A 25,259-nucleotide genomic window follows, 5' to 3' on the forward strand; every position below is an offset into this window, starting at 1 on the left:
GCCGCCCCTCGGGGGGAATGGCCAATCGCTATAACCTTTTCGCGCCAACGCTGTCAGATCGTTTGGCCGCCCCTTTTAGCAAGGATGAATGTGTCATGACCGCCCTCTTCAGAACCCTGCCGCTGATCGCCCTGCTGGCCCTGGCCGGTTGCGCCTCCTCGCAGCCCACCTACCTGGACGACGGTGAACAAGGCCTGAGCATCGACTGCTCCGGCGAAGCCAACTCATGGGCCAGTTGCTACGAGAAGGCCGATGACTCCTGCGCCGGCACCGGCTACCGCATCGTCGGCACCGACGGCACGCCCTCCGCCCAGGACAGCGACAAGACCCTGGGGCTCGACGTCGGCAACTACAAGACGCGCAGCGTCGTGGTGGTCTGCAAATAAGCCTACAGGTGGATTTCCGCGAACTTGACTCCCAATCCGCGCACGACGTCGATCAGGTCGTCGAGCCGGCTGAAGGACTCGACCTCATCGTTGTCGTCCACCAGAAAGTAGCTGCGTCCGCCGCTCTTCTTGAAGAACACGATCCACTCCCCCAGGTTCGCCGGGTTCTGGATCACGTGGGTGGCAGAGATCAGGCCCTCTGCATGCCGTTCGCGCACTTGTTCCCGCTTCATGCCTCTCTCCAGAAATGACAAAGCCGCCAAGGGTTCCTTGACGGCTTCGATGCCGACCGCCGGCAGTCTATCAGCCCGAGATGCAGGCGTTGGCGGCGTTGCGCACGTCCCGGGGGCGCACAGGGACGTTGGACATGCGCTCGTGCAGCTTGATGCTGCTGCCGCCGGAGCGATCCTCGATGTCGAACACCGCCGCAGGACCTGAAGACAGCTTGCCGGGGACGATCACCCGCACGCCGTCCTTCTGGGGCTCGACCTGCAAGGCGCCACGTGTGTCCGCCAGCTTTTGCGCCAGGCACCCGGCAAATTCATGGGGTTTCTTGCCGGAAATCACGTTCATGGTCGGCAACGTGGCGTCGATCTCCGAAACGCTCGCGCAACCGCTCATTGCCAACACCGCCGGCAGCCAAACCGCACCCCACTTCATACATATCCTCCAATAAAGCCCCTCCGACAGCACGAATGCCGTTTTTCTCCGGGGGCCTGTTGCGTTTATCGCGCATTGCACCGCGAAAATCCGTTTTAAATTGTCAAAGCAGCGCCCGACGGCGGGATAATAACCCGTCCGGGCTGATAAACTGCGCCCCTAGCCCATGCTATCGTTTTGATTTAGCAGAAAAAGCCCTTCTGGAGGCGCCCATGAAATTCATTCACCAGCGCGAGCACCTCAACGAAGACGACATCGTCGTCATCCAGTGCTCGCAGACCTGCAACATCCGCCTGATGAACGACGCCAACTTCCGCAGCTTCAAGAACGGCGGCCGTCACACCTATCACGGCGGCGCCTTCGACAAATTCCCGGCACGCATCACCGCTCCCAGCACCGGCTACTGGAACATCACCATCGACACCGTCAGCCGCCGGGCGATCAGCGTAACCCGCAAGCCGAACCTGACGCATTCGATCAAGATCATCCGCCGCTCCAGCTCCAAACTCAGCTGAGCCGCCCCTTCATTCCTGGACAGGCAGAGACTTCCGTGGCCCAAACGACCAAATACGTCATCAAGTACAAACTCAACGGCGAGCGTCGCTTCGAATTCGCGCAACTGGAAAATGGCACGCCGGACGAGGCCAAGGCCGCCCTGGAGGCCCTGCACGGGCAAAGCGGCGACGTGATCAGCGAGATCAAAGTCAGCAAGGCGCTTTAAGGCGCCGGCGCACATTCGACCGCAAGCAACGGAGTGCTGCGGGACGGGCCTGCGTACAGACTGACCGCCCCGAACTGCGCCAAGGAGCCGGAATGTCGAACCCGCCCACCCCTTCCCCGCTGGATTCGCTCGACTGGCCCGAGCTTGAGCGGCAGCTGGACCAAGACGGCTGCGCCATCATCCGCACGCTGCTGCGCCCCGAGACCTGCGCTCGCCTGAGCGCGCTCTATCCGCAAAGCGAACCGTTCCGCTCGCAGGTCATCATGGCCCGCCACGGTTTCGGGCGCGGCGAATACAAGTACTTCGCCTATCCGCTGCCGCCGCCGGTCGAACGCCTGCGGCGCGCCCTGTATCCGCACCTCGTGCCGCTGGCCAACCGCTGGTGCGAACGCATGGGGCTCACGGAGCGATTTCCGGCCGAGCACGCGCAGTTTCTGGAGCGCTGCCATGCCGCCGGTCAATGTCGTCCTACGCCGCTGTTGCTGCAATACGGCCCGCAGGACTACAACTGCCTGCACCAGGATCTCTACGGCGAGCATGTCTTTCCGCTGCAAGTGGCGATTCTGCTGTCGGAGCCCGGGCAGGATTTCACCGGCGGCGAATTTGTCCTCACCGAGCAACGCCCGCGCATGCAGTCCCGTCCGCAGGTCATGGACCTTAGGCAAGGCGACGCCTTGATCTTCGCCGTCAACCAGCGACCGGTCAAAGGTGTGCGCGGCGACTACCGGGTGACCATGCGTCACGGCGTCAGTCGCCTGCACAGCGGCAGACGGCATACTCTCGGGATCATCTTTCACGACGCGACATGACGGCCATGCAACCGACCACCCTCGACCTGTTCGCCGACACCGAACCGCAACCGCCGCGCACCGAGCAGATCGGCGAGCAGTCGTGGTTGCTGCGGGGGTTCGCCCTGCCCTGTGTCGAACCCTTGCTCGTCGCGCTGGACAGAATCCTCAAGGACGCGCCGCTGCGCCACATGATGACGCCCGGCGGCTTCAGCATGTCCGTGGCGACCAGCAGCTGCGGCGCACTGGGCTGGATCACCGACCGCAGCGGCTATCGCTACTCCCCTGTGGATCCGCTCAGCGGACAGCCTTGGCCGGCAATGCCGGCGGCGTTCACCGACCTGGCGCACGCAGCGGCCGCAGAGGCGGGATTTGCCGGATTCACGCCTGATTCCTGCCTGATCAACCGCTATATACCCGGTGCGAAGATGTCGTTGCACCAGGACAAAGACGAAAAGGACTACGCCGAACCGATCGTTTCCCTCTCGCTCGGATTGCCAGCGACGTTTCTGTTCGGCGGTTTCGCCCGCGCCGACGGCACCCGGCGCATCCCGCTGCTGCACGGCGACATGGTGATCTGGGGCGGCGTCGACCGGCTGCGCTACCACGGTGTGCTGCCGGTCAAGCCCGGACATCACCCGTGCCTGGGCGAGCAACGGCTGAACCTGACCTTCCGCTGCGCCGGGCCGTCACGCAGAATTTGACCGCAAGCCCCGGAGTGTTGCCGAAAGCCAGGCTGGTTAACCTGAATCAAACAGGTCAACGGACGAATCATCATGAAAACACTTTGCGCGACACCGAACACTGAAGACGATCCACGCTGGGCCGCCGTCCTCGCCCGCGATCCCCGGGCGGACGGGCAGTTCGTGTATGCCGTGAAAACCACCGGCGTCTACTGCCGCCCCAGCAGCCTGGCGCGCCTGCCCAAGCCGCAGAACGTGGAGTTCTTCGACACCGCGCAAGAGGCCGAAGCGGCGGGCTATCGCCCCAGCAAACGGGCGGGCAAGGATCAGAGCAGCATGGCCGCCCAGCATGCGGCGACGGTGGCGGCGGCGTGTCGGCGGATCGAGTCGGCCGAACACCTGCCGCCGCTCAATGAATTGGCCGAGGCCGCCGGCCTGAGCCCGTTCCACTTTCACCGGGTGTTCAAAGCCGTCACCGGCCTGACGCCCAAGGGATACGGCGCGGCCCATCGCTCCCGCAAGGTCCGGGAGCGGTTGGCGGACAGCGGCACGGTCACCGATGCGCTCTACGATGCCGGATTCAATTCCAACAGCCGCTTCTACGAAAGCGCCGACCAAATGCTGGGCATGAAACCCGGCGATTACCGCGCGGCGGGCAAGAACAACGACATCCGCTTCGCGGTCGGCCAATGCTCCCTCGGGGCGATTCTGGTGGCCCAGAGCGAGCGCGGGGTCTGCGCGATCCTGCTGGGAGACGACCCGCACCAACTGGTGTGCGACCTGCAGGACAAATTCCGCCAAGCCAACCTGATCGGCGCGGACAGCGGATTCGAGCAACTAATCGCCAGCGTCGTGGGTTTCATCGAGGCGCCGGCGCTGGGCCTCGACCTGCCGCTGGACGTACGCGGCACGGCGTTTCAGGAGCGGGTCTGGCAGGCGCTGCGGGACATTCCGCCCGGCAGCACCGCCAGCTACGCCGACATCGCCCAGCGCATCGGCGCACCCAAGGCCGTGCGCGCCGTGGCCCAGGCGTGCGGCGCCAACAGCCTCGCGGTAGCCATTCCCTGCCATCGCGTGGTGCGCAGCGACGGCAACCTGTCGGGCTACCGTTGGGGTGTGGAACGCAAGCGCGCGCTGCTTGAGCGCGAAGCGCAGTCTTAGCGGATGCCGATGTAGACCGCCACCGAGCCGGGGCCGGTATAGGCCTCGAAGTCGGTGGTGTAGCGCCGCTTGATCTGAGGGTTCGCTTCGAAGTAACGCCAGATCCGTCCCCACGTGGCGATGACGGCATCGGGCAACGCGCCCTGCCCTTCGAACACCAGGTATTCGCCGCTCTCGACCCGCACGGATTCGAAGTCGCCCTGTGGATCGGCGACCGCGACGCCCGCCGTCACATCGAACGCCCCGGACGCATCCGACTCATAAGCCGAGTACACGCCGTAGACCGGCGACTCGGTCAGTTTGCCGGGAATGGCCTCTGCCAGACCTTCCTGGAAGAACCGGCCCCACATCGGGCCGATCTTCGCCGTGTGCCCGGCATGCTCGGCGTGATTGGTGGTGCGCACCCGCAACCCGGCCACCGTGAAACCATCGACATGCTGTTGTTTGAGATCCATCGAAAGCGCCGTTCCGTGTGCTTGAAGAACGGCCCCGCAGGGCCGTGAAGGCGCTTACTGTGTCAGCGATTGACGTCCACCACAACCCGTCCGCGCAACTGGCCGGCCAGCAGTTTGGGGGCTGCGGCGATGGCCTCGCTCAGGGCGATCTCGTGGCTGATCAGCGGCAACAGGGCGAAGTCCAGGTCTTTGGCCAAGCGGTTCCAGGCTTCGATCCGTCGGGCCTTGGGCTGGGTCACGCTGTTGATCCCGGCCAGCGTCACGCCGCGCAGGATGAATGGCGCCACCGACGCCGGGAAATCCATGCCCTGGGCCAGTCCGCAGGCGGCGACCGTGCCTTCGGCGCGGGTGCTGGCGCAGGCGTTGGCCAAGGTGTGGCTGCCCACCGAATCGATCACGGCGGCCCAGCGCTCCTTGGCTAGCGGCCGCCCGGGCTCGGACAAGGTCGCCCGGTCGATGATCTCGCCGGCCCCCAGCCGTTTCAGGTATTCGTGCTCGGAGACACGGCCGGTGGACGCCACCACGCGATACCCGAGCCGGTTCAGCAAGGCGATGGCGAAACTGCCGACTCCGCCGTTGGCGCCCGTCACCAGCACCTCGCCCTGCGCCGGCGTCACGCCGTTGCGCTCCAGCGCCATGATGCACAGCATGGCCGTGTAGCCAGCGGTGCCGATAGCCATGGCCTGCGCGGCGGAAAACGCCTTCGGCAGCGGAATCAGCCAATCGCCGTTGAGCCGCGCCTTCTGCGCCAGGCCGCCCCAATGGCTTTCGCCCACGCCCCAGCCGTTGAGCAGCACCGGGTCGCCGGCCTTGTAGTCCGGGTGCGAGCTGACCTCCACGGTGCCCGCCAGATCGATCCCCGGCACCATCGGGAACTGGCGCACCACGGGGCTGCTGCCGGTGATCGCCAGCCCGTCCTTGAAGTTCAGCGTGCTGTACGCCACGCGCACCGTCACATTGCCGTCCGGCAGTTGTCCGTCTTCGAGGGATTGCAGGCTGGCGCGGTAACCGCTGTCGTCTTTGTCGATCAGAATGCCGTTGAACATGACTGCCTCGCTGGGAAGGGTTTCGGGGTCGTGGCATTCAAATACCACACTGCAACACATTGCCACACACGACTTTCCGCCAATCGGCGAATCCGCCGGGTGATTCCATCGCGGGCGGCTATGCTTTTTCGACGATCGCCTTCGCCCGTTAAGGCCCCGTCGATGGAACTGACCATGATCCCTTTGCGCCGGTTGTTTGCCTGCCTGATGCTCTGCCTGTTCACCTGGGGTAGCGTCTGGGCCGCGCCCGCGGCCAAAGGCCCGGACACCTCCACGGTCGAGCCGACATGGCCGCAGGTCATCACCAGCGGCAACGCCAAGCTGACGGTCTACCAGCCGCAGCTCGACAGCTGGGACGGGTACACCCTCAAGGCCCGCGCCGCCGTCGAGGCTACCGGCGCCGACGGCAAATCCATCTACGGCATCGTCCAATTCAGCGCCCACACGCTGGTGGACAAGGCCACGCGCTGGGTCGCCCTCGATCAGTACAACCTCATCAAGGCCGATTTCCCGGCCGACGCAAGCCAGGCCGACACCTGGGTCGCGGCGCTGCAGAAGGATGCCGCCAACCGCAAGAAAACCATTTCCCTCGATCAACTGGAGGCCGCCGTCGGGGTGCTGGCCGCCGAGCAGAAGGCCGACGCCGCGCCGTTGGAGAACACCCCGCCCGCCATCCTCAGCTCGGACGTCCCGGCGCTGCTGGTGTACATCGACGGCGAACCGGCCTACCGACCGGTGGAAGGCACCGGCCTGCAACGGGTGATCAACACCCGGCCGCTGCTGCTCAAGGACGATCAAGGCAAGCATTACCTGCATGTGTTCGACGGCTGGATGGCCGCCGACCGGTTCAACGGCGACTATTCGCGCCTCGCCTCCCCGCCTGCCGACCTGGAGAAGGCCAAGAAAGCCGCGATCGACAGCCGCCAGGTGGATCTGCTCACCGGCCAGGGCGATCCCAAGGGCAAGGCGCCGAGCCTGGCCAAACCGCCGCAGCCGAAAGTCTTCGTCGCCACCATGCCGACCGAACTGATCGTCACCGACGGCGCCGCGCAGTGGCAGCCGATCCAGGGCACGCGCCTGCTGTATGTCAGCAACACCACCGGGCACATCTTCAAGGAGATCGGTGACCAGAACAGCTACGTGCTGATTTCCGGACGCTGGTTCCGCGCCGCCGACATGAACGGCCCCTGGACCTTCACCCCGGCCGACAAGCTGCCGGCGGACTTCGCCAACATTCCCGACGACAGCCCGAAGGAAAACGTCAAGGCCTCGGTGGCCGGCACGCCGCAGGCCAAGGAAGCGGCCATCGCCGCGACCATTCCGCAGACCTCGGCGATCAAGAAAAGCGCAGTCAAGATGACCACCCCCGCCTTCGACGGCGAACCTCAGCTCAAGGCCATCACCGGCACCCCGCTGCAATATGTGATCAACAGCGCCACGCCGATCATCCGGGTCGACGCCAACAGCTGGTACGCCGTGGAGAACGGCATCTGGTTCACGGCCACCGGCGTCAACGGGCCGTGGACGGTCGCAGGGTCAGTGCCGGCGGTGATCTATTCGATCCCGCCCAGTTCGCCCATGCACTACCTCACCTACGTCAAAGTCTACGAATCGAGCGGCGACACCGTGGTCGTCGGCTACACCCCCGGCTACCAGGGCTCCACGCTGGATCCGGCCACCGGCGTGGTGGTCTACGGCACGGGGTATCCGTACACGCCCTGGGTCGGCAGCGTGTGGTACGGGCCGCCGGTGACGTACGGATTCGGCGTCGCCATCCGCTACACACCGTGGACCGGCTGGACCTTCGGTTTCGGCTTCGGCTGGAGCTGGGGCGGCAGCACCGTGGCGATGGGCTGGGGCTGGGGCGCCTATCCGTGGTGGGGCAACTACGGCTGGGGCTATGCCTGGGGCCCGCACCTGTATCCGGCGCCACTGGCCTGGGGTGGTGCCGCCTACGGCTACCGTGGCGGCGCCGTAGCCTGGGGCCCGGGCGGCTGGGCGGGCACCACCGGCAATATCTATAGGCAATGGGGCGACCGGGCGACGGTCAGCCGCTACGGCGGCGGCTACAACGCCTGGACCGGCAACCGCTGGGCGGGACAGGTCGGGGCCTCCTACAACTCGCGCACCGGCGTCTCGGCGGCAGGCCAGCGTGGCGCGGTGCACAACGTCTACACCGGCAACTACGCCGCCGGGCGCAGCGGCGCGGCGGTGGGCCCCGAGGGCGGCGCCATCGCCGGCCAGCGGGTCACGGCCGGCAATGCGCGCACCGGCACTCAGGTCACCGCCAGCCGGGGCGCCGTGTACAACCCCAACACCGGCAACACCACCCAGTACGGCGGGATCCACGGGCGCGACGGCGGCGCTGCGCGCATCGGCGACAACGTGTATGCCGGGCACGACGGCAATGTCTACAAGAAAACCGACGACGGCTGGCAATCGATGGTCAAGGGCGGCGCCACCCGCGCGCCGGTCAACAACACGGCGCAACTGCAGAACCTCAACCGCGAGTCCGCCGCCCGCAACTTCGGCAATCAGCGCCTGAACGAATTCCACGACTCCTCGCGGGTCATGAACCGTTCCTTCGGCGGCGGTGGCGGCGGGTTCCACCGACGCTGAGGGCCGCAAATCCCGGCTGGCCTTGCAGCCGGTTTTGCTGGTACAAAACCGGCTCTGCCGTCCCTGCCCGTTTTGTCGTTCGGAGAACCCTTTCCATGAGCCAATGGCCAGACACCCGCATTCTTGACCTCTTCGGCATCGAACTGCCGATCATCCAGGGCCCGATGGCCGGCGCCACCAACTCTTCCATGGTGATCGCCGCCTGCAACGCCGGCGGCCTCGGCTCGATGCCTGCCGCGATGCTGAGCATCGACCAGTTGCGTGAAGAGCTGAGAAACATCCGCCAAGGCACGTCGAAGCCTTTCAACGTCAACTTCTTCTGCCACCAGCCTCCGGCCCCCGATGAGCAGCGCGCCCGGGACTGGAAAAACCTGCTTGAGCCCTACTACCGCGAACTGGGCGTCGATTTCGACGCACCGACCCCGGTCTCCAACCGCGCGCCTTTCGATGCGGCGGCGTGCGAGGTGCTGGAAGAATTCAAGCCTGAAGTGGTGAGCTTCCACTTCGGCCTGCCGGAGAAAACCCTGCTGGACCGGGTCAAGGCCACCGGCGCGAAGATCCTGTCGTCGGCCACCACCGTCGATGAGGCCGTCTGGCTCGAACAGAACGGCTGCGATGCGATCATCGCCATGGGCTACGAGGCCGGCGGCCATCGCGGGATGTTCCTCAGCGATGACCTGAGCAGCCAGGTCGGCACCTTCGCCCTCGTGCCGCAGGTGGTGGACGCGGTGAACGTGCCGGTGATCGCCGCCGGCGCGATTGCCGACGCGCGGGGCGTTGCCGCCGCCTTCCTGTTGGGCGCCTCGGCGGCGCAGGTGGGCACCGCCTATCTGTTCACGCCGGAGGCCAGGATCAGCGCCTCGCACCACAAGGCCTTGCGCACCGCCAAGGAAAGCGAGACCGCCATCACCAACTTGTTCACCGGCCGCCCGGCCCGGGGCATCCTCAACCGGGTGATGCGCGAAGTGGGCCCGATGTCGGCCATGGCGCCGGCGTTTCCGCTGGCCGGCGGTGCGCTGATGCCGCTGCGGGCCAAGGCCGAAGCGGAGTTCAGCAACCTGTGGGCCGGCCAGGCGTTCACGCTCGGGCGGGAGATCGGCACCGCCGAGCTGACCCGGCAACTGGCCGAAGGCGCATTGGCGAAACTGGCAGGCCGGTGATCCGGGGGCGGGCGGAGGCTCCAACCCTTCGCCCGGCACCGAATCACGCATTCCGTTTGGAGGCATTTCGCTATATAGTCGCCTATATAGCGAATCCCCCTCGCATCGGCGCAGTTCCCCTCCAACAACCACTGCCCACTGCACACGCCAACCACGGAGCTGTTACATGACCATTCGTGCCTCACGTCTTGCCCCCGCTTGCCTGGCTTCCCTGATCGCCGTCTTCACCGTGGGCGCCGCCCAGGCCGATGAAGTGCAAGTGGCCGTCGCGGCGAACTTCACCGCGCCGATCCAAGCCATCGCCGCCGACTTCGAGAAAGACACCGGGCACAAACTGGTGGCCGCCTACGGTGCCACCGGCCAGTTCTACACCCAGATCAAGAACGGCGCGCCGTTCGAAGTGTTCCTGTCCGCCGACGACACCACGCCGGAAAAACTCGAAAAAGAAGGCGACACGGTCAAGGGCTCGCGCTTCACCTACGCCGTCGGCACCCTGGCGCTGTGGTCGGCCAAGGAAGGTTACGTCGACGCCAAGGGTGACGTGCTGAAGAAGAACGAGTACCAGCACCTGTCCATCGCCAACCCGAAAGCCGCGCCTTACGGCCTGGCCGCGACCCAGGTGCTGGAGAAGCTGAAACTGACCGAGGCCACCAAGGCCAAGATCGTCGAAGGCCAGAACATCACCCAGGCCTATCAGTTCGTGTCCACCGGCAACGCCGAACTGGGCTTCGTCGCCCTGTCGCAGATCTACAAGGACGGCAAGGTCAGCAGCGGTTCGGTGTGGATCGTTCCGGCCAGCCTGCATGATCCGATCAAGCAGGACGCGGTGATCCTGAACAAAGGCAAGGACAGCGCCGCCGCCAAGGCCCTGGTGGATTACCTCAAAGGCCCGAAAGCCGCTGCGGTGATCAAGTCCTACGGTTATCAGCTGTAAATGTCGCTGACGAGCGCCGATTTCGCGGCGATCTGGCTGACGCTGAAACTGGCGTCCCTGACCACCGCGATCCTGCTGGTGGTCGGCACGCCGATCGCCCTGTGGCTGTCGCGCAGCCGCTCCTGGCTGCGCGGTCCCGTCGGTGCGGTGGTGGCCCTGCCCCTGGTGCTGCCGCCGACCGTCATCGGCTTCTATCTGTTGCTGGCGCTGGGGCCCAACGGCTTCATCGGCCAGTTCACCCAATGGTTGGGGTTCGGCACCCTGACGTTCAGTTTCACCGGCCTTGTGGTCGGCTCAGTGCTGTATTCCATGCCGTTCGTGGTGCAGCCGCTGCAGAACGCCTTTTCCGCCATCGGCACCCGCCCGCTGGAAGTGGCCGCGACCTTGCGCGCCAATCCCTGGGACACGTTCTTCAGCGTGATCCTGCCGCTGGCCCGCCCTGGCTTCATCACCGCCGCGATCCTCGGGTTTGCCCACACCGTCGGCGAATTCGGCGTGGTGCTGATGATCGGCGGCAACATTCCCGACAAGACCCGCGTGGTTTCGGTGCAGATCTACGACCACGTCGAGGCCATGGAATATGCGCAGGCCCATTGGTTGGCCGGGGCCATGCTGGTGTTTTCGTTCCTGGTGCTGCTGGCGCTCTATTCCAGCCGCAAGACCCGCGCCGGCTGGAGCTGACGGATGATCGATGCGCGCTTGAACCTCTCCTATGCAGGCTTCAGCCTGGACGTCGACCTGCATTTGCCCGGCCGCGGTGTGACGGCGCTGTTCGGCCAGTCCGGGTCGGGCAAGACCACCTGCCTGCGCTGCATCGCAGGCCTGGAACGCGCCGAGAACGCCTTCATCCGGATCAACGACGAAGTCTGGCAGGACAGCGACAACGGCCTGTTCGTGCCCCCGCACAAGCGCGCGCTGGGCTACGTGTTCCAGGAGGCCAGCCTGTTCCCTCACCTGTCGGTGCTGGCCAATCTGCAGTTCGGCCTCAAGCGCATCGCCCGGCCGCTGCGCCGGGTCGATCTGCGCCAGGCCACCGAACTGCTGGGGATCGGCCACTTGCTGGATCGGCATCCGCAGAACCTGTCCGGCGGTGAACGCCAGCGCGTCGGCATCGCCCGGGCGCTGCTGACCAGCCCGAAGCTGCTGTTGATGGACGAGCCCTTGGCCGCCCTCGACAGCCAGCGCAAAAACGAAATCCTGCCTTACCTGCAACGCCTGCACGACGAACTGGACATTCCGGTGCTGTACGTCAGCCATGCCCAGGACGAAGTGGCGCGGTTGGCCGATCACCTGGTGCTGCTCAGCGACGGCCGGGCCCTGGCCAGCGGGCCGATCGGCGAGACCCTGGCCCGCCTCGACCTGCCGCTGGCCCAGGGCGACGATGCGGGCGTCGTGATCGAAGGCCAAGTGAGTGCCTACGACGCCAACTACCAATTGCTCAGCCTGCAGTTGCCCAACACCCGGATGAACATCCGCGTGGCCCATGCGCCGATGGACATCGGCCAGCCGCTGCGTTGCAAGGTGCAGGCCCGGGACATCAGCCTCGCGCTAGAGGATCCGGAGCACAGCAGCATCCTCAACCGGTTGCCGGTCACGGTGGTGAGCGAACTGGCCGGGGACAACGCCGCGCACGTCCTGATCCGCCTGGACGCCGGCGGCACGCCGCTGCTGGCGCGGATCACGCGGTTTTCCCGGGATCAGCTGGGCGTGCACCCCGGCCAACGGCTGTGGGCACAGATCAAGGCCGTCGCTGTGCTGGCGTAAACGGCCGGGCACGACGGACGGGGCCCGCTGTCAATCGCCATGACAGCCCTTGACCCGTCACCAGGAAGCCCGCCATGGCCGAGACCGTGCCAACCGACACATTGCCCCCTGACCTGCATTACGTTGATGACAACCGCCCCGGCATCACTCGCAAAAAGCTGCGCGGCACGTTCTGCTACTTCGACCCGGCAGGCCGGCGCATCACCGATGCCGACGAGATCCGCCGGATCAACGCCCTGGCGATACCGCCGGCTTACCTTGACGTGTGGATCTGCCCCGACGCCAAGGGCCACCTGCAAGCCACCGGACGCGATGCCCGGGGCCGCAAGCAGTACCGCTACCACCCGCGCTGGCGGGAAGTGCGCGACGCCGACAAGTACGGGCGCCTGCGCGCGTTCGGCCTGGCGCTGCCGAAACTGCGCAAACGGCTGGAAGCCATGCTGCTGCCGCCCGGCTTCAGCCGCGACAAGGTCATGGCCACCGTGATCACGCTGCTGGACGCCACGTTGATCCGCGTCGGCAATGCGCAGTATGCCCGGGACAACCGCTCGTTCGGCCTGACCACCCTGCGCAACCGGCACGTCGAGGTCAACGGCAGCGCGATCCTGTTCCAGTTCCGCGGCAAGAGCGGCATCGAGCACCGGATCACCGTCAGGGACCGGCGCCTGGCGCGAATCGTCCGACGCTGCCTTGAGCTGCCCGGCCAGAACCTGTTCCAGTACCTGGACGAAAACGGCGAGCGGCACACCGTCACGTCCTCCGACGTCAATGCCTGCCTGCAAGCCCTGACCGGCGCGGAGTTCACCGCCAAGGACTACCGCACCTGGGCCGGCAGCGCCCTGGCGCTGGCGATCCTGCGTGAACTGCGGTGGGAGTCCGAAGCCGAGGCCAAACGTCAAGTCGTGGAAATGATCAAGCAAGTCGCCCGCGCGCTGGGCAACACGCCGGCGGTGTGCCGCAAGTGCTACATCCACCCGGCGCTGATCGAGCGGTTCATGCTCGGCGAACTGAACGGGCTGCCGCGCCCGCGGGTGCGCAAGGGCCTGCGCGCCGATGAGGTCGCGCTGGCGATGTTCCTGGAACGCGAAGGCATGACGGAGGCGGTTTGAGCCGCTGGCCGACGAACTGGCCTGTCCGTCTTTTGCACGTTCGGCACAGGGTTCTATAGTTGATCTGACACGAATTCGCTGTGGTGACGCCATGGAAGACATTTTCATCGTCAAGCGCTGCAACCGGATCATCATCCACGGTCGGCGCGCCGGGGAAAGCCTGCACGAACCCGCCGAGGCCATCGGCTGGTTCCGCATCTGCGACACGCGCACCGGCGGATTCATCGGCGACGGCTACGACCTTGAGGAAGACGCCCGGCGCGAATGCCGCCGGCTCAACGCAGCCAGTTCACCGTTACCGGCCCGCCAGAACCGCGGCTGATGCCGCCCGTTTGCGGGTCTATACTGAAACCAGCTGAAGGAGCGGCGCCCCATGGCGGAGAGCTCGCGCGTCGCGGGCTTTTTTGCTGACTCTCCATTGCTGCGCAGCGGTTTCATGAACGGAGGTGCTCCATGTCCGAAAAAGAGTCCATCACTACCCTCCTCACCTTGCTCGACGCGCGGCAGGCGCGCCTGGCGGCGGCCTGCAAAGAGATCGCCGACTGGGTCGACCACCAAGGCGGCCACCCCACCGCCCTGCGCATCCGCGACCGTCTGAACGACATCGAGAAGGACACGCCGCTGATCCGCAGCACCCTCTCGGCGCTAAAGCCTGTGGACCGGCCGTTGCCACGGTTCAGGTGATCCGGGCGTTTAGATGTCGCCCGTGGATGCCTGACCGGGCGGCGCAATTTGTCAGCCCGGGGGCAACACCCGCACCCTTATGGCTTGGCGGCGGTCATGACCGCCCAGGCAGCGCGGCTATTGCTGCACGGTCGGCCGAAATGGGCCGGCCCGATGGAATCATTGCGCCACTCTTTACATCGCCCCCTCAGCGTCTAGCCTTACCTTGCCGTGGGCAGCGCAGATGAACGGAACATGGACACCCTGAACAAGAATGAACTCGAAAGCGTGCTGCTGGATCGCCTCCCGCAGTGCGCCGTCGCCTGCTCGATCAACGAGGACGGCAGCCTGTCCGTCGAGGTGACAGGGCCGGACGGCCACCAGTTCACCATCGCCAGCATCGACCGAGCGAAGTACCGGGACGACGCCGGTATCACCAGATTGGCCCGGGAAATCCTCCAGGAAATGGTCCTGTCGCGGCAAACCTCCCATCTCCATTGACGGTTGCGTCCTGCCGCCGGTCAGCCGACCCGCACCTTTGCCTTCGCCCGGCGTTCCAACGCGGTATGCCCGAGGCTGAAAAAAAGGGGTGCCCCATGAACAGAAAAATCACGGTGCTGACGCTGGCCGGTCTGTTGTCGTCCTGCCCGCTGTTCGCGATGGCGGCCGAGAAAGCCGCTCAAGAATCCGCCGTTCCCCCCAGCGCCGTGCCGGGCCTGAACCAAGGCGGCTCGGCCGCCGGAGACGACAAGGCCGACAAAAAAGGCGAGGAAGCCTCGGGATCGAACTCGGGAGCCGACCCGGACGCCCAGAAAAAGGACGCCGAATCGTCGGACGAAGGGAGTCAGCAGGACGGAAGCTGAGTCAGACCGTCCTGCCGCTGCCGCCCTAGGCCCATCCGCCGAGATCCGTTCGGGTCTGGGCGAAGACCACCCCGGCATCGCGCGTCAGCTGCCGCCACTCCTGGCCGGTGATCAATCCCTCTGCCTGCATGGCGTCGGCCATTTTCAGCAGCTCGTCATACTGCTCCTGTGCGGACATCCTGATCTCTGCCTCACGCAGCATGTGCAGCCATTCGGCCATGGCTTTCTTTCTGTTGGTTTCATCGAACATTGCCTTGCCCTCTTGTGCCCGTTTCACCGGTTGAGGCACGAGCAGAGGCAGGTGTTCCCGATGCACGACGTGCGGTGTTCGCTTTCCGGCATCCGCTAAAGCCCAGGACTGCATCTCGACCGTCCGTCGCTGTTTTGCCAATAATTCTCAACTTAATTCACGCCGCCCGGCTCCCAATTGAACGGAACGTCACGCCCCGTCGTTCATCTGGAGATGCCGCCATGCCTGTTTATCCCCGCCCACCCTTCCCGCCTCAGCCGCAACCGGTTCCAGGCTGCCAAACACTGATGGATCCCCGACCGGACTGCGGCGAGCAAAGTTACCGCGGGGCGGGCCGGCTGACCGGCAAGGCCGCCTTGATCACCGGCGCCGACAGCGGCATCGGCCGCGCGGTCGCCATTGCCTTCGCCCGCGAAGGGGCGGACGTGGCGATCGCCTACCTCGACGAGCACGAAGACGCACAGGAAACCGCCCGTTGGGTCGAGCAGGCCGGCCGCCAATGCCTGCTGCTGCCGGGCGACCTGGCCCGCAAGCAGCAATGCCTCGACATCGTCGCCCGCACGGTGGAACGCTTCGGCCGCATCGACGTTCTGGTCAACAACGCCGCCTACCAGATGACACACCCCACGCTGGCCGACATCAGCGACGAAGAATGGCTGATGACGTTCGATGTGAACATCACGGCGATCTTCCGCCTCTGCCAGGCCGCGGTGCCACACATGCCGGCGGGCGGCTCGATCATCAACACCAGTTCGATCAACTCCGATGCGCCCAACCCGACCCTGCTCGCCTACGCCACCACCAAAGGCGCAATCGCCAACTTCACCGCAGGCCTCGCCCAATTGCTGGGCGAGCAAGGCATCCGGGTCAACAGCGTTGCGCCCGGCCCCATCTGGACACCGCTGATCGTGTCCACCATGCCGCCGGACAAGGTGACGCATTTCGGCGACAACACCCCGCTGGGGCGTCCGGGGCAGCCGGTGGAGGTGGCGCCGCTCTACGTGCTGCTGGCCAGCGACGAGTCCAGCTACGTGTCCGGCTCGCGGTTCGGCGTGACCGGAGGCAAGCCGATCCTGTAGATCCCCATGCCGGCCTGCCGGCCCGCCCTCCCACTTTCGCCCATCAGGAAACGCATCATGCCCAGTCCCCGCCAGCACACCCAGACCCGCGCTTGCCGCGAGTTCGCCCTGGAACAGAACCAGCGCCTGATCCGCCAGGCCCATGCCCTGAATGCAGAGGCCTTCGCGCTGATCGCCGACGTCCGCCCGAACGTCGACACCTTTGAGCAGTACCACCTGCTGCGCAACAAGGCCGAAGAAAAGTTTCAGGAGGCCAAGGAGCATCTTCGCTTGGTGAACGAAACGTTTGCCGAGCCTGTCGCACCGTCCGAGCGTCCCCGACCGTTGACCGCAGGAAAACCCCGTCAGGCCATCGCCCACGAGCCTGTCTTGCTCCTCACCGGGCGCTGAGCCACAGCCGGCCTGCCGCGCCGAGTGAGAGAAATACGGACATGAGTGAACCCCACCGCTTTTCGTTAACCGACCTGGTGGCCGCCTTGCAGGCGCAAACGCTGCCACCGACCTTGACGCCCCAGGCGCTGGCGCACGTCTTGCAGACGCTGTGCCGCAGCAGCCTGGATGACCTGCCCCTGCCGGGACAGGGCAACACGCTGCTGCGCTGGCAAGCCCTGGCGCGGGTGGCGGCCTTCGACCTCAGCCTGTGCAAGCTCTACGAGGGCCACACCGATGCGCTGGCGATCATGCGTCACTGGGCGGCGCCGGCCATCCCCTCAGGCAGTACGTGGGGCATGTGGGCGGCGGAGCCGCCGCAGGCGCGGGTCACCGTCCGGACAGCCCACCCCGGCGGGTTCGTCCACTTGCAGGGCGTCAAGGCCTGGTGCTCCGGCGCCGCGACCGTCAGCCACGCCTTGGTCACGGCCTGGAACCCGGAGGGCCGGCAGCAACTGGTGGCGGTCGCGCTTGATCAACCCGGCGTGCGGGTCACGGACAAGGGTTGGCTAGCTGTCGGGATGTCGGCCACGCAAAGCGTGGAAGTGCAGTTCGAGGGCGCGCGGGGGCGTCCGGTCGGGCCACCGGGCGGCTATCTGGCGCGAGCCGGCTTCTGGCACGGCGGCGCCGGCATCGCTGCCTGCTGGTTCGGTTCGGCTCAAATCATTGCGGAAGCCTTGCGCGCGCACTGTGCCCGCAGCGAGGAACCGCACAGCCTGGCGCACCTGGGCGCGGTAGATTGCTCGCTGCATTGCACCGCGAACCTGCTGCGCGTCACGGCGCACTGGATAGACCGTCATCCCGACGCGGATGCCTTTCTTCCCGCACAACGCCTGCGGGCCCAGTGCGAACACAGCGCCGAACAGGTGATCAGCCACGTGGGACGGGCACTGGGTGCAACCCCCTACTGCCGCGATGCCCATCTGGCCCGTCACTTGTGCGACCTGCCGGTGTACCTGCGGCAAAGCCATGCCGAGCGCGACCGCGCGGCGCTGGGCGCGGTCGTCGCCCGCGAGCTGCCGGGGAGCTGGATGCCATGAGCGCCGATCCGATCTCCGGCGAAGGCACCTCGCCCGAGGCCTGGCAGGCGTCGCGCCGGCTCGCCGAGGTCGCGTCGGTCCAGGCGCAGGCGCTGGTGCCGAACGGATCGCGCGCGGTCATCGTTTCGCCCCATCCGGACGACGAAGTGCTGGGCTGCGGCGGACTGCTGCAGGCGCTCGCCCGTGAAGGCCGGCACATCCTCCTGGTGTCGGTGACCGACGGAGAAGCCAGCCATCCCGATTCCCGCTGGTGGACGCCCCAACGCCTGCGGGCGACCCGTCGGCAGGAATGCGCGCAGGCCCTCACCCGTCTCGGCGTCCCGGACGAGCGACTGACCTGGCTGCACGGCGGCTTTCCCGACACGGCCGTCGCGCGCCATGAGCAGGTGCTGACGAACGTCCTGCTGGACTGCCTGCGTCCCGGCGACACCGTCTTCACCACCTGGCGCCACGACGGCCACTGCGACCATGAAGCCGTCGGCCGCGCCAGTGCCGCCGCGACGAGACAGATCGGCGCACGCTTGCTGGAGGTACCCATCTGGGCCTGGCACTGGGCCTCTGCACAAGATCCGCGCATCCCCTGGCGACGCGCCCGCAAGGTGCTCATGGACGAAGCGGCCCTGGCGCGCAAGCGGCATGCGGTGCAGGCCTTCGTCAGCCAGACCGAACCCGATCCGGCATCGGGCAACCCTCCCGTGCTGACGCCCAGAACCCTGGAGCGTCTGTTGCACGACTTTGAAGTGGTGTTTCTATGAGCGTCGCCAATGCCTATTTCGACCATCTGTTCAGCCGCAGCCCCGATCCCTGGTCCATGCGTGAACGCTGGTACGAACGACGCAAGCGCGACATCGCCCTGGCCGCGCTGCCGCAACACCGCTACCGCCGCGGCTTCGAGGCCGGGTGTGCCAACGGCGAGCTGAGCGTCAGGCTGGCGCAGCGTTGCGACCGGCTGCTGTGCTGCGATGTCTCGGCCCTCGCGGTCACGCTTGCGGCCGAGCGCCTGCAGGACGCCGGCCATGCCCGCGCCTATCAGGCCCGTGTGCCGGACCAATGGCCCGGCGGCGCGTTCGACCTGATCGTCATCAGCGAACTGGGCTACTACCTCGACGCTGCGGATCTACGCCGGATGGTCGAGCGGGTGAGGGCCGCGCTCACCGCCGATGGTGCCCTGCTCGCCTGCCATTGGCGGCATCCGGTGGCGGTGTGCCCGCAGACCGGCGACCAGGTGCATGCGTGCCTGCACGAACACCTGCACCTGAACCGTTCGGTGCGCCACGAGGAAGCGGACTTTCTGCTGGAGGTCTGGGAAGGCAACGAGCTGTCCGTCGCTGACCGCGAGAGCCTGACGGAGCGCGCGCCATGATCGGGGTCGTGGTGCCGGCCCACAATGAGCAAGCGCTGCTGGCCGACTGCCTGCGCGCCCTGTGCCTGGCGGCATGCCATCCTGGCCTGGCCGGGGAAACCGTGCAGGTTCTGCTGGTGCTCGATGACTGCGTCGACGGCAGCGGCGCCATCGCCGCAGATGCCGGCGTCGAATGCCTGAGCGTCAGCGCCCGCAATGTCGGTTATGCCCGGGGTGTCGGCGTCAGCCATTTGATCGCCCTGGGCGCACGCTGGATCGCCTGCACCGACGCGGACAGCGAAGTGGCACCGGACTGGCTGGTGGCCCAGTTGTCGCTCGAAGCGGACATGGTCTGCGGCACGGTGCATGTGCGCGACTGGGGCGGGATCGGCCTGGCGATCCGGCAGCGCTACGCCGACGCCTATACCCACGCGGAGAACCATCGCCACATTCATGGCGCCAACCTGGGCTTTTGCGCCGTGGCGTACCTGCGGGCCGGCGGGTTCAAGCATCTGCCGGTGGACGAGGACGTGTGCCTGGTCAAAGACTTCGAGCGGTCGGGCGCCAGCATCTCCTGGAGCCAGAGGCCGCGGGTGGTCACCAGCGCTCGCCTTGAGGGGCGGGCCCGGGACGGTTTTGCCGGCTACCTGCGAAGCCTGGTGCGCGGCGAAGAAGCCGGCTCAAGCTAGCCGCTTCATGCCTGTTTCTTGAGACCCAGTTGTCTGCGCATCGCCGCAGTGATCGACTGGCGCACGTCGCCGTACCCGGCCCAAGGGTCTTCCACCTCACCCAACCGCTGCGCCAGATTGAACAGGGTCCATTGTCCGGCGCCTTTGATGTCCGCCAGCTCATCGCGGTGGATCGGCACGGACACCGGCAGCCCCTCGCGGGCCCGCAGCGAATAAGCACAGGCGGTGGTGGCGCCCCGGCCGTTGCGCAGGTAGTCGATGAAGATCCTGCCCACACGGTTTTTCGGCCCGGAGACCGCCGAGATCCGCTCGGGGAACAACGCGGCCAGGTGCTGAACCATGGCCTGGCTGAAGGCCTTGACCTCATCCCAGCCGGCCCGGCGCACCAGCGGCACCACGACGTGCATGCCCTTGCCGCCGCTGGTCTTGAGGAACGCCTGCAGGCCGAGCTCATCGAGCAGGGTCAACGTCAGGCCGGTGGCCTCGACCATCATCTTCCACGGCAGCGCCGGATCCGGGTCGAGGTCGAGGATCAGCCGGTCCGGCCTGTCGAAGTCCTTGGCCGTGGCGTTCCAGGTGTGCAGCTCCAGCGTATTCATCTGCACCGCACCCATCAGCGCCGGCAGTTGATTGATGACGATCGCCACCTGCCCCGCCTCAGCCTTCGAGTACTGACGCAGCCCGGGAATGGCCAGGTGCGCGGCGTGCTTCTGGAAGAACAGTTCGCCGGCCAGGCCGTCCGGTGCGCGCACCAGGGCCACCGGGCGCTGGGCCAGGTGCGGCAGGATCCAGTCCGCCACCTGGGCGTAATACTCGGCGACCTGGCCCTTGGTGGCGCCGCTGCTGGCGTCGACGATGCGGTCGGGATGGGTCAGGTGCCAGCGGCCGTCGGCCGGGCGGCCCTTGGCTTTCGCCTTCGCCGGCGCCGGCGCCGGGCGTTCCGCTGCCACGGTGTCGGCGGGCTTGTCGTCGCGCAAACCATGGAACACCGAATGGCGCACCACGCCGTCACGGGTCATTTGGCCGTAAGCGACTTCGGCCAGCAGTTGCGGCTTGACCCAATGCACCTCACGGGCCGAAATGCCGGCCGGGGTTTTCTTCAATGGACTGCCGCTCACCGTCAACGGCTTCAGGCGTGAGTGAATGTGCTGCAGCGTCGTGGCGCTGAACCCGGTGCCGACCTTGCCGGCGTAGCGCAAGGTGCCGCTGTCCTTGTCGTGCAAGGCCAGCAACAGAGCGCCGAAGGCACTGCGGGAGCCTTTGGGCTCGGTGTAGCCGACGATCACGAATTCCTGCCGCTGGCTGCACTTGAGCTTGATCCAGTCGGGGCTTCGGCGGCTGACATAGGGGCTGTCGGCCCGCTTGCCGATCAACCCTTCGAGCTTCATGTCGCAGGCGCTCGCCAGCAAGGACGCGACAGGCTGGTCGAAGGACTCGGAGTAACGCAGCTCCGGGGCCTTTTCATCCGTGAGCACGGCTTGCAACGCAGCGCGGCGCTCATTCAGGGGACGGTCACGCAGATCCTCGCCGTTCAGGAACGGCGCATCGAAGACGTAATAGACGATACGTGCATCGGCCTGCTCATCGAACGCGTTCTGCAACGCCTGGAAATCCGCGATGCCGTCATCGCCGATCACCACCATCTCGCCGTCCAGCCAAGCGGACTTCAGCCCGAGCCTGGCCAGCGCCCGGGCCTGGCGGGGCATTTTCGCCGTCCAGTCCAGGCCGCTGCGGGTGAACAGTTTCACCTGTTTGCCGTCGATCCGGGCCAGCATGCGGTAACCGTCGAACTTGATCTCGTAGCACCAGTCGCCGGCGGGCGGCGAATCCACCAGCGTGGCCAGCTCGGGCTTGAGCGACGCCGGCAGCGCCGAAGCAGGGGCGGCCTTGCCCTTAGGCTTGGCGGCGGCCGCTTTCGGCGGTTCCGCGATCAGCGTGCGGTCGCTCAAGACACTGTCCGGGCGCGCCTCCAGCACGTCGTAGTCGGATTCGGCCCGGGCCTGATCGTCATCGGACTTGACCAGCAGCCACTGCTCCTTCTTGCCCGCCAGCCGGGTGCGGAACAGGTTCCAGGCTCCCGAGAGCTTTTCCCCCTGCAAATGAAACCGTAGCTTGCCCTTCGCGTAGCCGTCATGGGGATCGCCTTCCGGCATCCAGACACCGCGATCCCAGACGATCACGTCCCCGGCGCCGTAATGGCCTTCGGGAATGTGCCCCTCGAACGTCGCGTAGTCCAGCGGATGATCTTCGACATGCACCGCCAGCCGCCGCACGGACGGATCGAGCGAAGGCCCTTTGGGAATCGCCCAACTCTTGAGCGTGCCGTCGAGCTCCAGGCGGAAGTCGTAATGCAAATGGCTGGCGTCATGCTTCTGGATGCAGAACTGCAGCGCCTTGGCCTTGCTGCCGCGCGCCTGCTTGCCCGCCGGTTCCGGGGTGGCGTCGAAGTTGCGCTTGCGTTGGTATTCCGTCAGGGACTTGGCCATGGCGCGGCTCCACGATCCTGGGTGACTGCCCCGCTACGACGCCTTGCGGCGCGTGCGTTTGGGCGCAGATTTGGCCTTGTCGCCGCCCAGGCTGCGCTTGAGCAGTTCGGTCAGGTCGACGATGTTGGCCTCTTTGCGCTCGGCGGCGGATTCCGGCGCGGCCACGGTGGCGATCTTGCCCTTGCTCGCCTTTTCTTCGACCAGGGCCATGATGGTGTCCTTGAAATCGTCCAGGTACTGCTCCGGCTCCCAATGGCTGCTCATGTCGTCCACCAGGCGCTTGGCCATCTGCAGTTCCTTCTTGTCCAGTTTGGGCTGGGTGACGCTGGCGTCCAGTTCCAGGCCCTCCAGGCTGCGCACCTCGTCGGGCCAGCGCAGGGTGATCATGACCAGCGCATCCTCCAGCGGGCGCAGCAGGGCCAGGTGTTGCTGGGTATGCAGCACCACCCGCGCCAGGGCGACCTTGCCGGACGCCGTCAGCGTTTCGCGCAGCAGCGCATAGACCTTGCCGCCGCGCCGGTCCGGGCTCAGGTAATAAGGCGTGTCGAAATGCTGGAGAGGAATCTCGTCGGCCGCGACGAAGGAGAAGATGTCGATGGTCTGGGTCGCCTCGGGCCGGGCCTTGCGGATCTCGTCTTCGCTGATGACCACGTAGCGGCCTTTCTCGAACTCGATGCCCTTGACGATGTTGTCCTTGTCGATTTCCTTGCCGCTGACCTTGTTGATCCGCCGGTAACCGACCGGCTCCATGCTGCGCTTGTCCAGCCAGTCGAAATCCAGCCGCTGGCTGACGACGGCGGAACTCAAGGACACCGGGATGTGCACCAGTCCGAAACTGATCGCACCTTTCCAGATCGCGCGGGCCATGTCGGTCTCCTGTCGGCTGAACCGGTCTGTAGCCGCTCGCGGGAAATGGGTTTGGGGAGCAGCTTGTTGGGTTGAGCGCTGCGGTGAACCGGGAGTTCAAAAAGAATGCGGGCGGAGGACATCCTCTATCCGGCCTGCAAGCCAGACGGCGGCAAATGACAGCAAGTGATGTACTTCGGCAACGACTCAAAGCGAATCGATATCAATCTCCTCGCCGTCGTTTGCTTCCACGTGAGCAAGCAGATTCTTGTATGACTCGAACTCTTCTCGGGCCAGCCTGAATCTTTCCCTCGTCTCCTCCGGGCATGGAGGCTGAGGCTTCAGGCTTTGGGCGTATTGCCGGAACAGATGTCTTTTTCGTGTGCTCTGATCGTCGCCTTTGAGATAAAGATCAATGTTCTCTTGAGAAACAACGTTGTAGGAACCGAAAACAAAGGTCACATGCGCTTTGCAAACCGGGTTTTCGTTGTACCAGATAAATTCCTGCGAGGTACGTTTGTGAGGTTGTGACCTAGGCTTCGGGGGAACCAGGAAGACCACTTGCATTGCTTTGTCGTGCATCCCGCCCAAAAATCTGTCCAAATCCACCGGACTGACGCCAAGGCGTGTGGATGTACGCGAATAATCGACCACGTCGAACGCCGTACGCAGTTCATTGAAGATACTGAACGGCATGATGTGGTGAACCCCCAGAAGCGTAATCTCGCTGTTTTCGCTTGGCGTATTCTGGTTTAGCCGTTCCAGCAGAGTAGGAAAATCGATGCATTGATCGCTGCAATACATCTTTGTTGCATCATCCGGAATGTCGGCCTCCATCTGAGACATCAGCTCCCGGTTCTCCAAGATCGGGATGTCGATAAAATCCTGAATTGAACCTTGTATCTCCGGCATGAAAGCCAGGTCGATGACACTGTGACAACCGGGGACAATTTCGAACTTAGTGGTGCTGCGGGTCGGGCTGAACTCCATCCCGGCCTTCTTCACCAAAAACACTTCGTAGTTCCCCTCAGGTAACCCGCCTTTCTGAAAGTACCGAGTCGGCTGGGATACAAACGAGCCCTCCTCGTTGCTATTCAGTTCGAACTCGGTGTGCTCGGTGCTGTGTTCGTCGCGGATTCTCAGGAAGACACCATCGACCAGTTGATCCTTGTCGTCGTAAACGCGAATACACAGAACACCCGTTTTTTCACAAGGCTCAATAATCGAGCCGATCGGTTTGTCTTCCGGTGAGTTGGCTTTGACGCGACACATCAGAGCATCCCCCCACAGCGCAAATCGGCGTACTGCCTGACCATTTCGTAGCGCCTGCCTGGGTCAATGTCCGCCACGACCAGAAAGTCCTTAGCCCACCAGTTCTGCTCCGCCTCGATGAACCCTGCCCCGTAATACAGTGCGCACTCGATGAAGGTGAAAAACTGCATTTCGGTCAGGGCATGGTAACGCTTCGCCCGTTCGAACTCCTGGTCGACAAAGGCATCCAGGGACTGGGTTCCCAAGGCTTGGATCCGGTCGGCGTAAAAGGGCTCCAGCCGCGTACGCACCCTCTGCTTGAAGCTGTCGATCGAACTAAGCCGGAAAGCGTCCATTTGTTCTTTGCGCATGATCATGGGATTCCGTTCCACGCTCCGTTTAAGCACTACAGAATAGTGGCATCCGGCCATTTTGCAGACTATCTTGATTCCGTCGTATCGATTGCCCCGGCAGCCCGGCACCCGCTCCCCCCAATGACGCCCCTGACCCTCGTCAGCCCGACCGGAAGCCGCGCCGTTTCATGAATGGATTCAGTCCCGCAGGGCCTTGCGCCCTGCGGCACCAGGAAGGAGCCCAAGGTATGCTGGATGCCAACGCGACGCACATCACCCTGAACCTCGAAGGCGTCTCAAACGATCTCCAGGTCGTGAGTTTCGTTGGCCGCGAAGCCCTCAACCAAGCTTTTTGCTTCGACATCGAACTGGTCAGCGCCCGTCCCGACCTCGCCCTCGAAGAGCTGCTGCACAAGCCCGGCGTCCTCACCTTCGGCGCCACCGGCGAGGGCAAGATCCACGGCCTGGTGTACCGCATCGAG

Annotated in this window: 31 protein-coding genes and 1 pseudogene; 23 read left to right on the forward strand and 9 right to left on the reverse strand. The window is 65.4% G+C overall.

The window, feature by feature from the left end; translation table 11 throughout:
* The first annotated feature begins 95 nt into the window (after positions 1-95).
* A complete protein-coding gene (locus tag CAG31_RS18885; protein ID WP_085583915.1) occupies positions 96-386 on the forward strand; it encodes a hypothetical protein in 291 nt (96 codons plus the stop codon).
* Positions 387-388: 2 nt separating this feature from the next.
* Here CAG31_RS18885 and CAG31_RS18890 read toward each other — a convergent pair whose 3' ends face one another.
* On the reverse strand, positions 389-619 hold the full coding sequence (locus CAG31_RS18890; RefSeq protein WP_085583917.1) for a hypothetical protein: 231 nt from the start codon (positions 617-619) through the stop codon (positions 389-391).
* A 70-nt stretch (positions 620-689) separates the two neighbouring features.
* The gene (locus CAG31_RS18895; protein WP_085583919.1) at positions 690-1,046 is read right to left on the reverse strand and encodes a hypothetical protein; all 357 of its coding nucleotides are present in this window, start codon (positions 1,044-1,046) and stop codon (positions 690-692) included.
* A 212-nt stretch (positions 1,047-1,258) separates the two neighbouring features.
* On the opposite strand from CAG31_RS18895, the gene CAG31_RS18900 reads away from it, so the two are divergent.
* The 5 genes from CAG31_RS18900 (at position 1,259) to ada (ending at position 4,399) form a co-directional block, all read left to right on the forward strand.
* Positions 1,259-1,561, forward strand: a complete 303-nt coding sequence (locus CAG31_RS18900; RefSeq protein ID WP_085583922.1) for a DUF1883 domain-containing protein — start codon at positions 1,259-1,261, stop codon at positions 1,559-1,561.
* A 35-nt stretch (positions 1,562-1,596) separates the two neighbouring features.
* Complete coding sequence (locus CAG31_RS28475) at positions 1,597-1,767, forward strand: hypothetical protein (protein WP_170930059.1); 171 nt, start codon at positions 1,597-1,599, stop codon at positions 1,765-1,767.
* Between the two features lie 92 nt (positions 1,768-1,859).
* A complete protein-coding gene (locus CAG31_RS18905; RefSeq protein WP_085583924.1) occupies positions 1,860-2,576 on the forward strand; it encodes a 2OG-Fe(II) oxygenase in 717 nt (238 codons plus the stop codon).
* A 5-nt stretch (positions 2,577-2,581) separates the two neighbouring features.
* Positions 2,582-3,259, forward strand: a complete 678-nt coding sequence (gene alkB / locus CAG31_RS18910) for a DNA oxidative demethylase AlkB (protein WP_085583989.1) — start codon at positions 2,582-2,584, stop codon at positions 3,257-3,259.
* A 72-nt stretch (positions 3,260-3,331) separates the two neighbouring features.
* A complete protein-coding gene (gene ada / locus CAG31_RS18915) occupies positions 3,332-4,399 on the forward strand; it encodes a bifunctional DNA-binding transcriptional regulator/O6-methylguanine-DNA methyltransferase Ada (RefSeq protein ID WP_085583926.1) in 1,068 nt (355 codons plus the stop codon).
* On the opposite strand, the gene CAG31_RS18920 is transcribed toward ada, so the two are convergent.
* Together CAG31_RS18920 and CAG31_RS18925 are read right to left on the reverse strand one after the other, a co-directional pair.
* Positions 4,396-4,854: a GyrI-like domain-containing protein gene (locus CAG31_RS18920; protein WP_085583928.1), complete on the reverse strand. Its 459-nt coding sequence runs from the start codon at positions 4,852-4,854 to the stop codon at positions 4,396-4,398. The two genes, ada and CAG31_RS18920, sit on opposite strands and share 4 nt — an antisense overlap.
* Before the next feature lie 62 nt (positions 4,855-4,916).
* On the reverse strand, positions 4,917-5,900 hold the full coding sequence (locus CAG31_RS18925) for an MDR family oxidoreductase (RefSeq protein WP_085583931.1): 984 nt from the start codon (positions 5,898-5,900) through the stop codon (positions 4,917-4,919).
* 174 nt (positions 5,901-6,074) lie between these two features.
* Here CAG31_RS18925 and CAG31_RS18930 point away from each other — a divergent pair, with 174 nt between their 5' ends.
* The 10 genes from CAG31_RS18930 (at position 6,075) to CAG31_RS18975 (ending at position 15,012) form a co-directional block, all read left to right on the forward strand.
* Positions 6,075-8,519 carry an autotransporter gene (locus CAG31_RS18930; RefSeq protein ID WP_139831392.1) on the forward strand — a complete coding sequence of 815 codons (2,445 nt, stop codon included), beginning with the start codon at positions 6,075-6,077 and terminating at the stop codon, positions 8,517-8,519.
* A 95-nt stretch (positions 8,520-8,614) separates the two neighbouring features.
* Positions 8,615-9,679, forward strand: a complete 1,065-nt coding sequence (locus CAG31_RS18935; RefSeq protein WP_085583933.1) for a nitronate monooxygenase family protein — start codon at positions 8,615-8,617, stop codon at positions 9,677-9,679.
* A gap of 166 nt (positions 9,680-9,845) precedes the next feature.
* Positions 9,846-10,613, forward strand: a complete 768-nt coding sequence (modA, locus tag CAG31_RS18940) for a molybdate ABC transporter substrate-binding protein (RefSeq protein WP_085583935.1) — start codon at positions 9,846-9,848, stop codon at positions 10,611-10,613.
* On the forward strand, positions 10,614-11,294 hold the full coding sequence (modB, locus tag CAG31_RS18945) for a molybdate ABC transporter permease subunit (RefSeq protein WP_085583937.1): 681 nt from the start codon (positions 10,614-10,616) through the stop codon (positions 11,292-11,294).
* A 3-nt stretch (positions 11,295-11,297) separates the two neighbouring features.
* Positions 11,298-12,377, forward strand: a complete 1,080-nt coding sequence (gene modC, locus CAG31_RS18950) for a molybdenum ABC transporter ATP-binding protein (RefSeq protein ID WP_085583939.1) — start codon at positions 11,298-11,300, stop codon at positions 12,375-12,377.
* Positions 12,378-12,451: 74 nt separating this feature from the next.
* A complete protein-coding gene (locus CAG31_RS18955; protein ID WP_085583941.1) occupies positions 12,452-13,486 on the forward strand; it encodes a DNA topoisomerase IB in 1,035 nt (344 codons plus the stop codon).
* Positions 13,487-13,577: 91 nt separating this feature from the next.
* The gene (locus CAG31_RS18960) at positions 13,578-13,808 is read left to right on the forward strand and encodes a hypothetical protein (protein WP_085583943.1); all 231 of its coding nucleotides are present in this window, start codon (positions 13,578-13,580) and stop codon (positions 13,806-13,808) included.
* A 131-nt stretch (positions 13,809-13,939) separates the two neighbouring features.
* Positions 13,940-14,170 (forward strand): hypothetical protein, encoded by a 231-nt coding sequence (locus tag CAG31_RS18965; RefSeq protein WP_085583945.1) that lies wholly within the window; start codon positions 13,940-13,942, stop codon positions 14,168-14,170.
* Between the two features lie 234 nt (positions 14,171-14,404).
* Positions 14,405-14,650 carry a hypothetical protein gene (locus CAG31_RS18970; RefSeq protein ID WP_085583947.1) on the forward strand — a complete coding sequence of 82 codons (246 nt, stop codon included), beginning with the start codon at positions 14,405-14,407 and terminating at the stop codon, positions 14,648-14,650.
* A 95-nt stretch (positions 14,651-14,745) separates the two neighbouring features.
* Positions 14,746-15,012 (forward strand): hypothetical protein, encoded by a 267-nt coding sequence (locus CAG31_RS18975; RefSeq protein WP_085583949.1) that lies wholly within the window; start codon positions 14,746-14,748, stop codon positions 15,010-15,012.
* Between the two features lie 25 nt (positions 15,013-15,037).
* Here CAG31_RS18975 and CAG31_RS18980 read toward each other — a convergent pair whose 3' ends face one another.
* The gene (locus CAG31_RS18980; RefSeq protein WP_085583951.1) at positions 15,038-15,262 is read right to left on the reverse strand and encodes a hypothetical protein; all 225 of its coding nucleotides are present in this window, start codon (positions 15,260-15,262) and stop codon (positions 15,038-15,040) included.
* Between the two features lie 221 nt (positions 15,263-15,483).
* Between CAG31_RS18980 and CAG31_RS18985 the strand changes: the two genes are divergently transcribed.
* Genes CAG31_RS18985 through CAG31_RS19010 form a run of 6 tightly spaced genes read left to right on the forward strand, consistent with a single transcriptional unit; the run spans position 15,484 to position 19,841 of the window.
* A complete protein-coding gene (locus tag CAG31_RS18985; RefSeq protein ID WP_085583953.1) occupies positions 15,484-16,341 on the forward strand; it encodes an SDR family oxidoreductase in 858 nt (285 codons plus the stop codon).
* 57 nt (positions 16,342-16,398) lie between these two features.
* Positions 16,399-16,731, forward strand: coding sequence for a hypothetical protein (locus tag CAG31_RS18990; protein ID WP_085583955.1), 333 nt, complete (start codon positions 16,399-16,401; stop codon positions 16,729-16,731).
* Positions 16,732-16,772: 41 nt separating this feature from the next.
* Positions 16,773-17,810, forward strand: a complete 1,038-nt coding sequence (locus tag CAG31_RS18995) for an acyl-CoA dehydrogenase family protein (protein WP_176243871.1) — start codon at positions 16,773-16,775, stop codon at positions 17,808-17,810.
* Positions 17,807-18,565 carry a PIG-L deacetylase family protein gene (locus CAG31_RS19000; RefSeq protein ID WP_085583957.1) on the forward strand — a complete coding sequence of 253 codons (759 nt, stop codon included), beginning with the start codon at positions 17,807-17,809 and terminating at the stop codon, positions 18,563-18,565. The genes CAG31_RS18995 and CAG31_RS19000 overlap by 4 nt, the downstream gene beginning before the upstream one ends.
* Positions 18,562-19,173, forward strand: coding sequence for a class I SAM-dependent methyltransferase (locus CAG31_RS19005; RefSeq protein WP_085583960.1), 612 nt, complete (start codon positions 18,562-18,564; stop codon positions 19,171-19,173). Before CAG31_RS19000 ends, CAG31_RS19005 begins: the two co-directional genes overlap by 4 nt.
* The gene (locus CAG31_RS19010) at positions 19,170-19,841 is read left to right on the forward strand and encodes a glycosyltransferase family 2 protein (RefSeq protein WP_085583962.1); all 672 of its coding nucleotides are present in this window, start codon (positions 19,170-19,172) and stop codon (positions 19,839-19,841) included. Before CAG31_RS19005 ends, CAG31_RS19010 begins: the two co-directional genes overlap by 4 nt.
* A gap of 5 nt (positions 19,842-19,846) precedes the next feature.
* Here CAG31_RS19010 and ligD read toward each other — a convergent pair whose 3' ends face one another.
* From ligD to CAG31_RS19030, 4 genes are all read right to left on the reverse strand, one after another.
* Complete coding sequence (gene ligD / locus CAG31_RS19015; RefSeq protein WP_085583964.1) at positions 19,847-22,327, reverse strand: DNA ligase D; 2,481 nt, start codon at positions 22,325-22,327, stop codon at positions 19,847-19,849.
* A gap of 33 nt (positions 22,328-22,360) precedes the next feature.
* Positions 22,361-23,194, reverse strand: coding sequence for a Ku protein (locus tag CAG31_RS19020; protein WP_085583966.1), 834 nt, complete (start codon positions 23,192-23,194; stop codon positions 22,361-22,363).
* Between the two features lie 186 nt (positions 23,195-23,380).
* Complete coding sequence (locus CAG31_RS19025; RefSeq protein WP_085583968.1) at positions 23,381-24,445, reverse strand: hypothetical protein; 1,065 nt, start codon at positions 24,443-24,445, stop codon at positions 23,381-23,383.
* Positions 24,445-24,801, reverse strand: coding sequence for a hypothetical protein (locus CAG31_RS19030; RefSeq protein WP_085583970.1), 357 nt, complete (start codon positions 24,799-24,801; stop codon positions 24,445-24,447). The genes CAG31_RS19025 and CAG31_RS19030 overlap by 1 nt, the downstream gene beginning before the upstream one ends.
* Positions 24,802-25,025: 224 nt before the next feature.
* Here CAG31_RS19030 and CAG31_RS19035 point away from each other — a divergent pair.
* Positions 25,026-25,259, forward strand: a pseudogene (locus tag CAG31_RS19035) (type VI secretion system tip protein VgrG); the annotation flags it as partial.

The sequence above is a fragment of the Pseudomonas sp. R25(2017) genome (assembly GCF_002112565.1).
In the GTDB taxonomy this organism is placed as follows: Bacteria; Pseudomonadota; Gammaproteobacteria; order Pseudomonadales; family Pseudomonadaceae; genus Aquipseudomonas; species Aquipseudomonas ekonensis.

Coding starts and splice junctions, on each gene's coding strand:
- CAG31_RS18900 (WP_085583922.1), top strand. CDS start 1,259: ATGAAATTCATTCACCAGCGCGAGCACCTCAACGAAGACGACATCGTC.
- CAG31_RS18920 (WP_085583928.1), bottom strand. CDS start 4,854: ATGGATCTCAAACAACAGCATGTCGATGGTTTCACGGTGGCCGGGTTG.
- CAG31_RS19020 (WP_085583966.1), bottom strand. CDS start 23,194: ATGGCCCGCGCGATCTGGAAAGGTGCGATCAGTTTCGGACTGGTGCAC.
- CAG31_RS18965 (WP_085583945.1), top strand. CDS start 13,940: ATGTCCGAAAAAGAGTCCATCACTACCCTCCTCACCTTGCTCGACGCG.
- CAG31_RS19010 (WP_085583962.1), top strand. CDS start 19,170: ATGATCGGGGTCGTGGTGCCGGCCCACAATGAGCAAGCGCTGCTGGCC.
- CAG31_RS18905 (WP_085583924.1), top strand. CDS start 1,860: ATGTCGAACCCGCCCACCCCTTCCCCGCTGGATTCGCTCGACTGGCCC.
- CAG31_RS18980 (WP_085583951.1), bottom strand. CDS start 15,262: ATGTTCGATGAAACCAACAGAAAGAAAGCCATGGCCGAATGGCTGCAC.
- alkB (WP_085583989.1), top strand. CDS start 2,582: ATGCAACCGACCACCCTCGACCTGTTCGCCGACACCGAACCGCAACCG.
- CAG31_RS18890 (WP_085583917.1), bottom strand. CDS start 619: ATGAAGCGGGAACAAGTGCGCGAACGGCATGCAGAGGGCCTGATCTCT.
- CAG31_RS19030 (WP_085583970.1), bottom strand. CDS start 24,801: ATGATCATGCGCAAAGAACAAATGGACGCTTTCCGGCTTAGTTCGATC.
- CAG31_RS18985 (WP_085583953.1), top strand. CDS start 15,484: ATGCCTGTTTATCCCCGCCCACCCTTCCCGCCTCAGCCGCAACCGGTT.
- CAG31_RS18995 (WP_176243871.1), top strand. CDS start 16,773: ATGAGTGAACCCCACCGCTTTTCGTTAACCGACCTGGTGGCCGCCTTG.
- CAG31_RS18955 (WP_085583941.1), top strand. CDS start 12,452: ATGGCCGAGACCGTGCCAACCGACACATTGCCCCCTGACCTGCATTAC.
- CAG31_RS18960 (WP_085583943.1), top strand. CDS start 13,578: ATGGAAGACATTTTCATCGTCAAGCGCTGCAACCGGATCATCATCCAC.
- ligD (WP_085583964.1), bottom strand. CDS start 22,327: ATGGCCAAGTCCCTGACGGAATACCAACGCAAGCGCAACTTCGACGCC.
- CAG31_RS18930 (WP_139831392.1), top strand. CDS start 6,075: ATGATCCCTTTGCGCCGGTTGTTTGCCTGCCTGATGCTCTGCCTGTTC.
- modC (WP_085583939.1), top strand. CDS start 11,298: ATGATCGATGCGCGCTTGAACCTCTCCTATGCAGGCTTCAGCCTGGAC.
- modA (WP_085583935.1), top strand. CDS start 9,846: ATGACCATTCGTGCCTCACGTCTTGCCCCCGCTTGCCTGGCTTCCCTG.
- CAG31_RS18935 (WP_085583933.1), top strand. CDS start 8,615: ATGAGCCAATGGCCAGACACCCGCATTCTTGACCTCTTCGGCATCGAA.
- ada (WP_085583926.1), top strand. CDS start 3,332: ATGAAAACACTTTGCGCGACACCGAACACTGAAGACGATCCACGCTGG.
- CAG31_RS18975 (WP_085583949.1), top strand. CDS start 14,746: ATGAACAGAAAAATCACGGTGCTGACGCTGGCCGGTCTGTTGTCGTCC.
- CAG31_RS18970 (WP_085583947.1), top strand. CDS start 14,405: ATGGACACCCTGAACAAGAATGAACTCGAAAGCGTGCTGCTGGATCGC.
- CAG31_RS18990 (WP_085583955.1), top strand. CDS start 16,399: ATGCCCAGTCCCCGCCAGCACACCCAGACCCGCGCTTGCCGCGAGTTC.
- CAG31_RS19025 (WP_085583968.1), bottom strand. CDS start 24,445: ATGTGTCGCGTCAAAGCCAACTCACCGGAAGACAAACCGATCGGCTCG.
- CAG31_RS18895 (WP_085583919.1), bottom strand. CDS start 1,046: ATGAAGTGGGGTGCGGTTTGGCTGCCGGCGGTGTTGGCAATGAGCGGT.
- CAG31_RS19005 (WP_085583960.1), top strand. CDS start 18,562: ATGAGCGTCGCCAATGCCTATTTCGACCATCTGTTCAGCCGCAGCCCC.
- CAG31_RS19000 (WP_085583957.1), top strand. CDS start 17,807: ATGAGCGCCGATCCGATCTCCGGCGAAGGCACCTCGCCCGAGGCCTGG.
- CAG31_RS18885 (WP_085583915.1), top strand. CDS start 96: ATGACCGCCCTCTTCAGAACCCTGCCGCTGATCGCCCTGCTGGCCCTG.
- CAG31_RS18925 (WP_085583931.1), bottom strand. CDS start 5,900: ATGTTCAACGGCATTCTGATCGACAAAGACGACAGCGGTTACCGCGCC.
- modB (WP_085583937.1), top strand. CDS start 10,614: ATGTCGCTGACGAGCGCCGATTTCGCGGCGATCTGGCTGACGCTGAAA.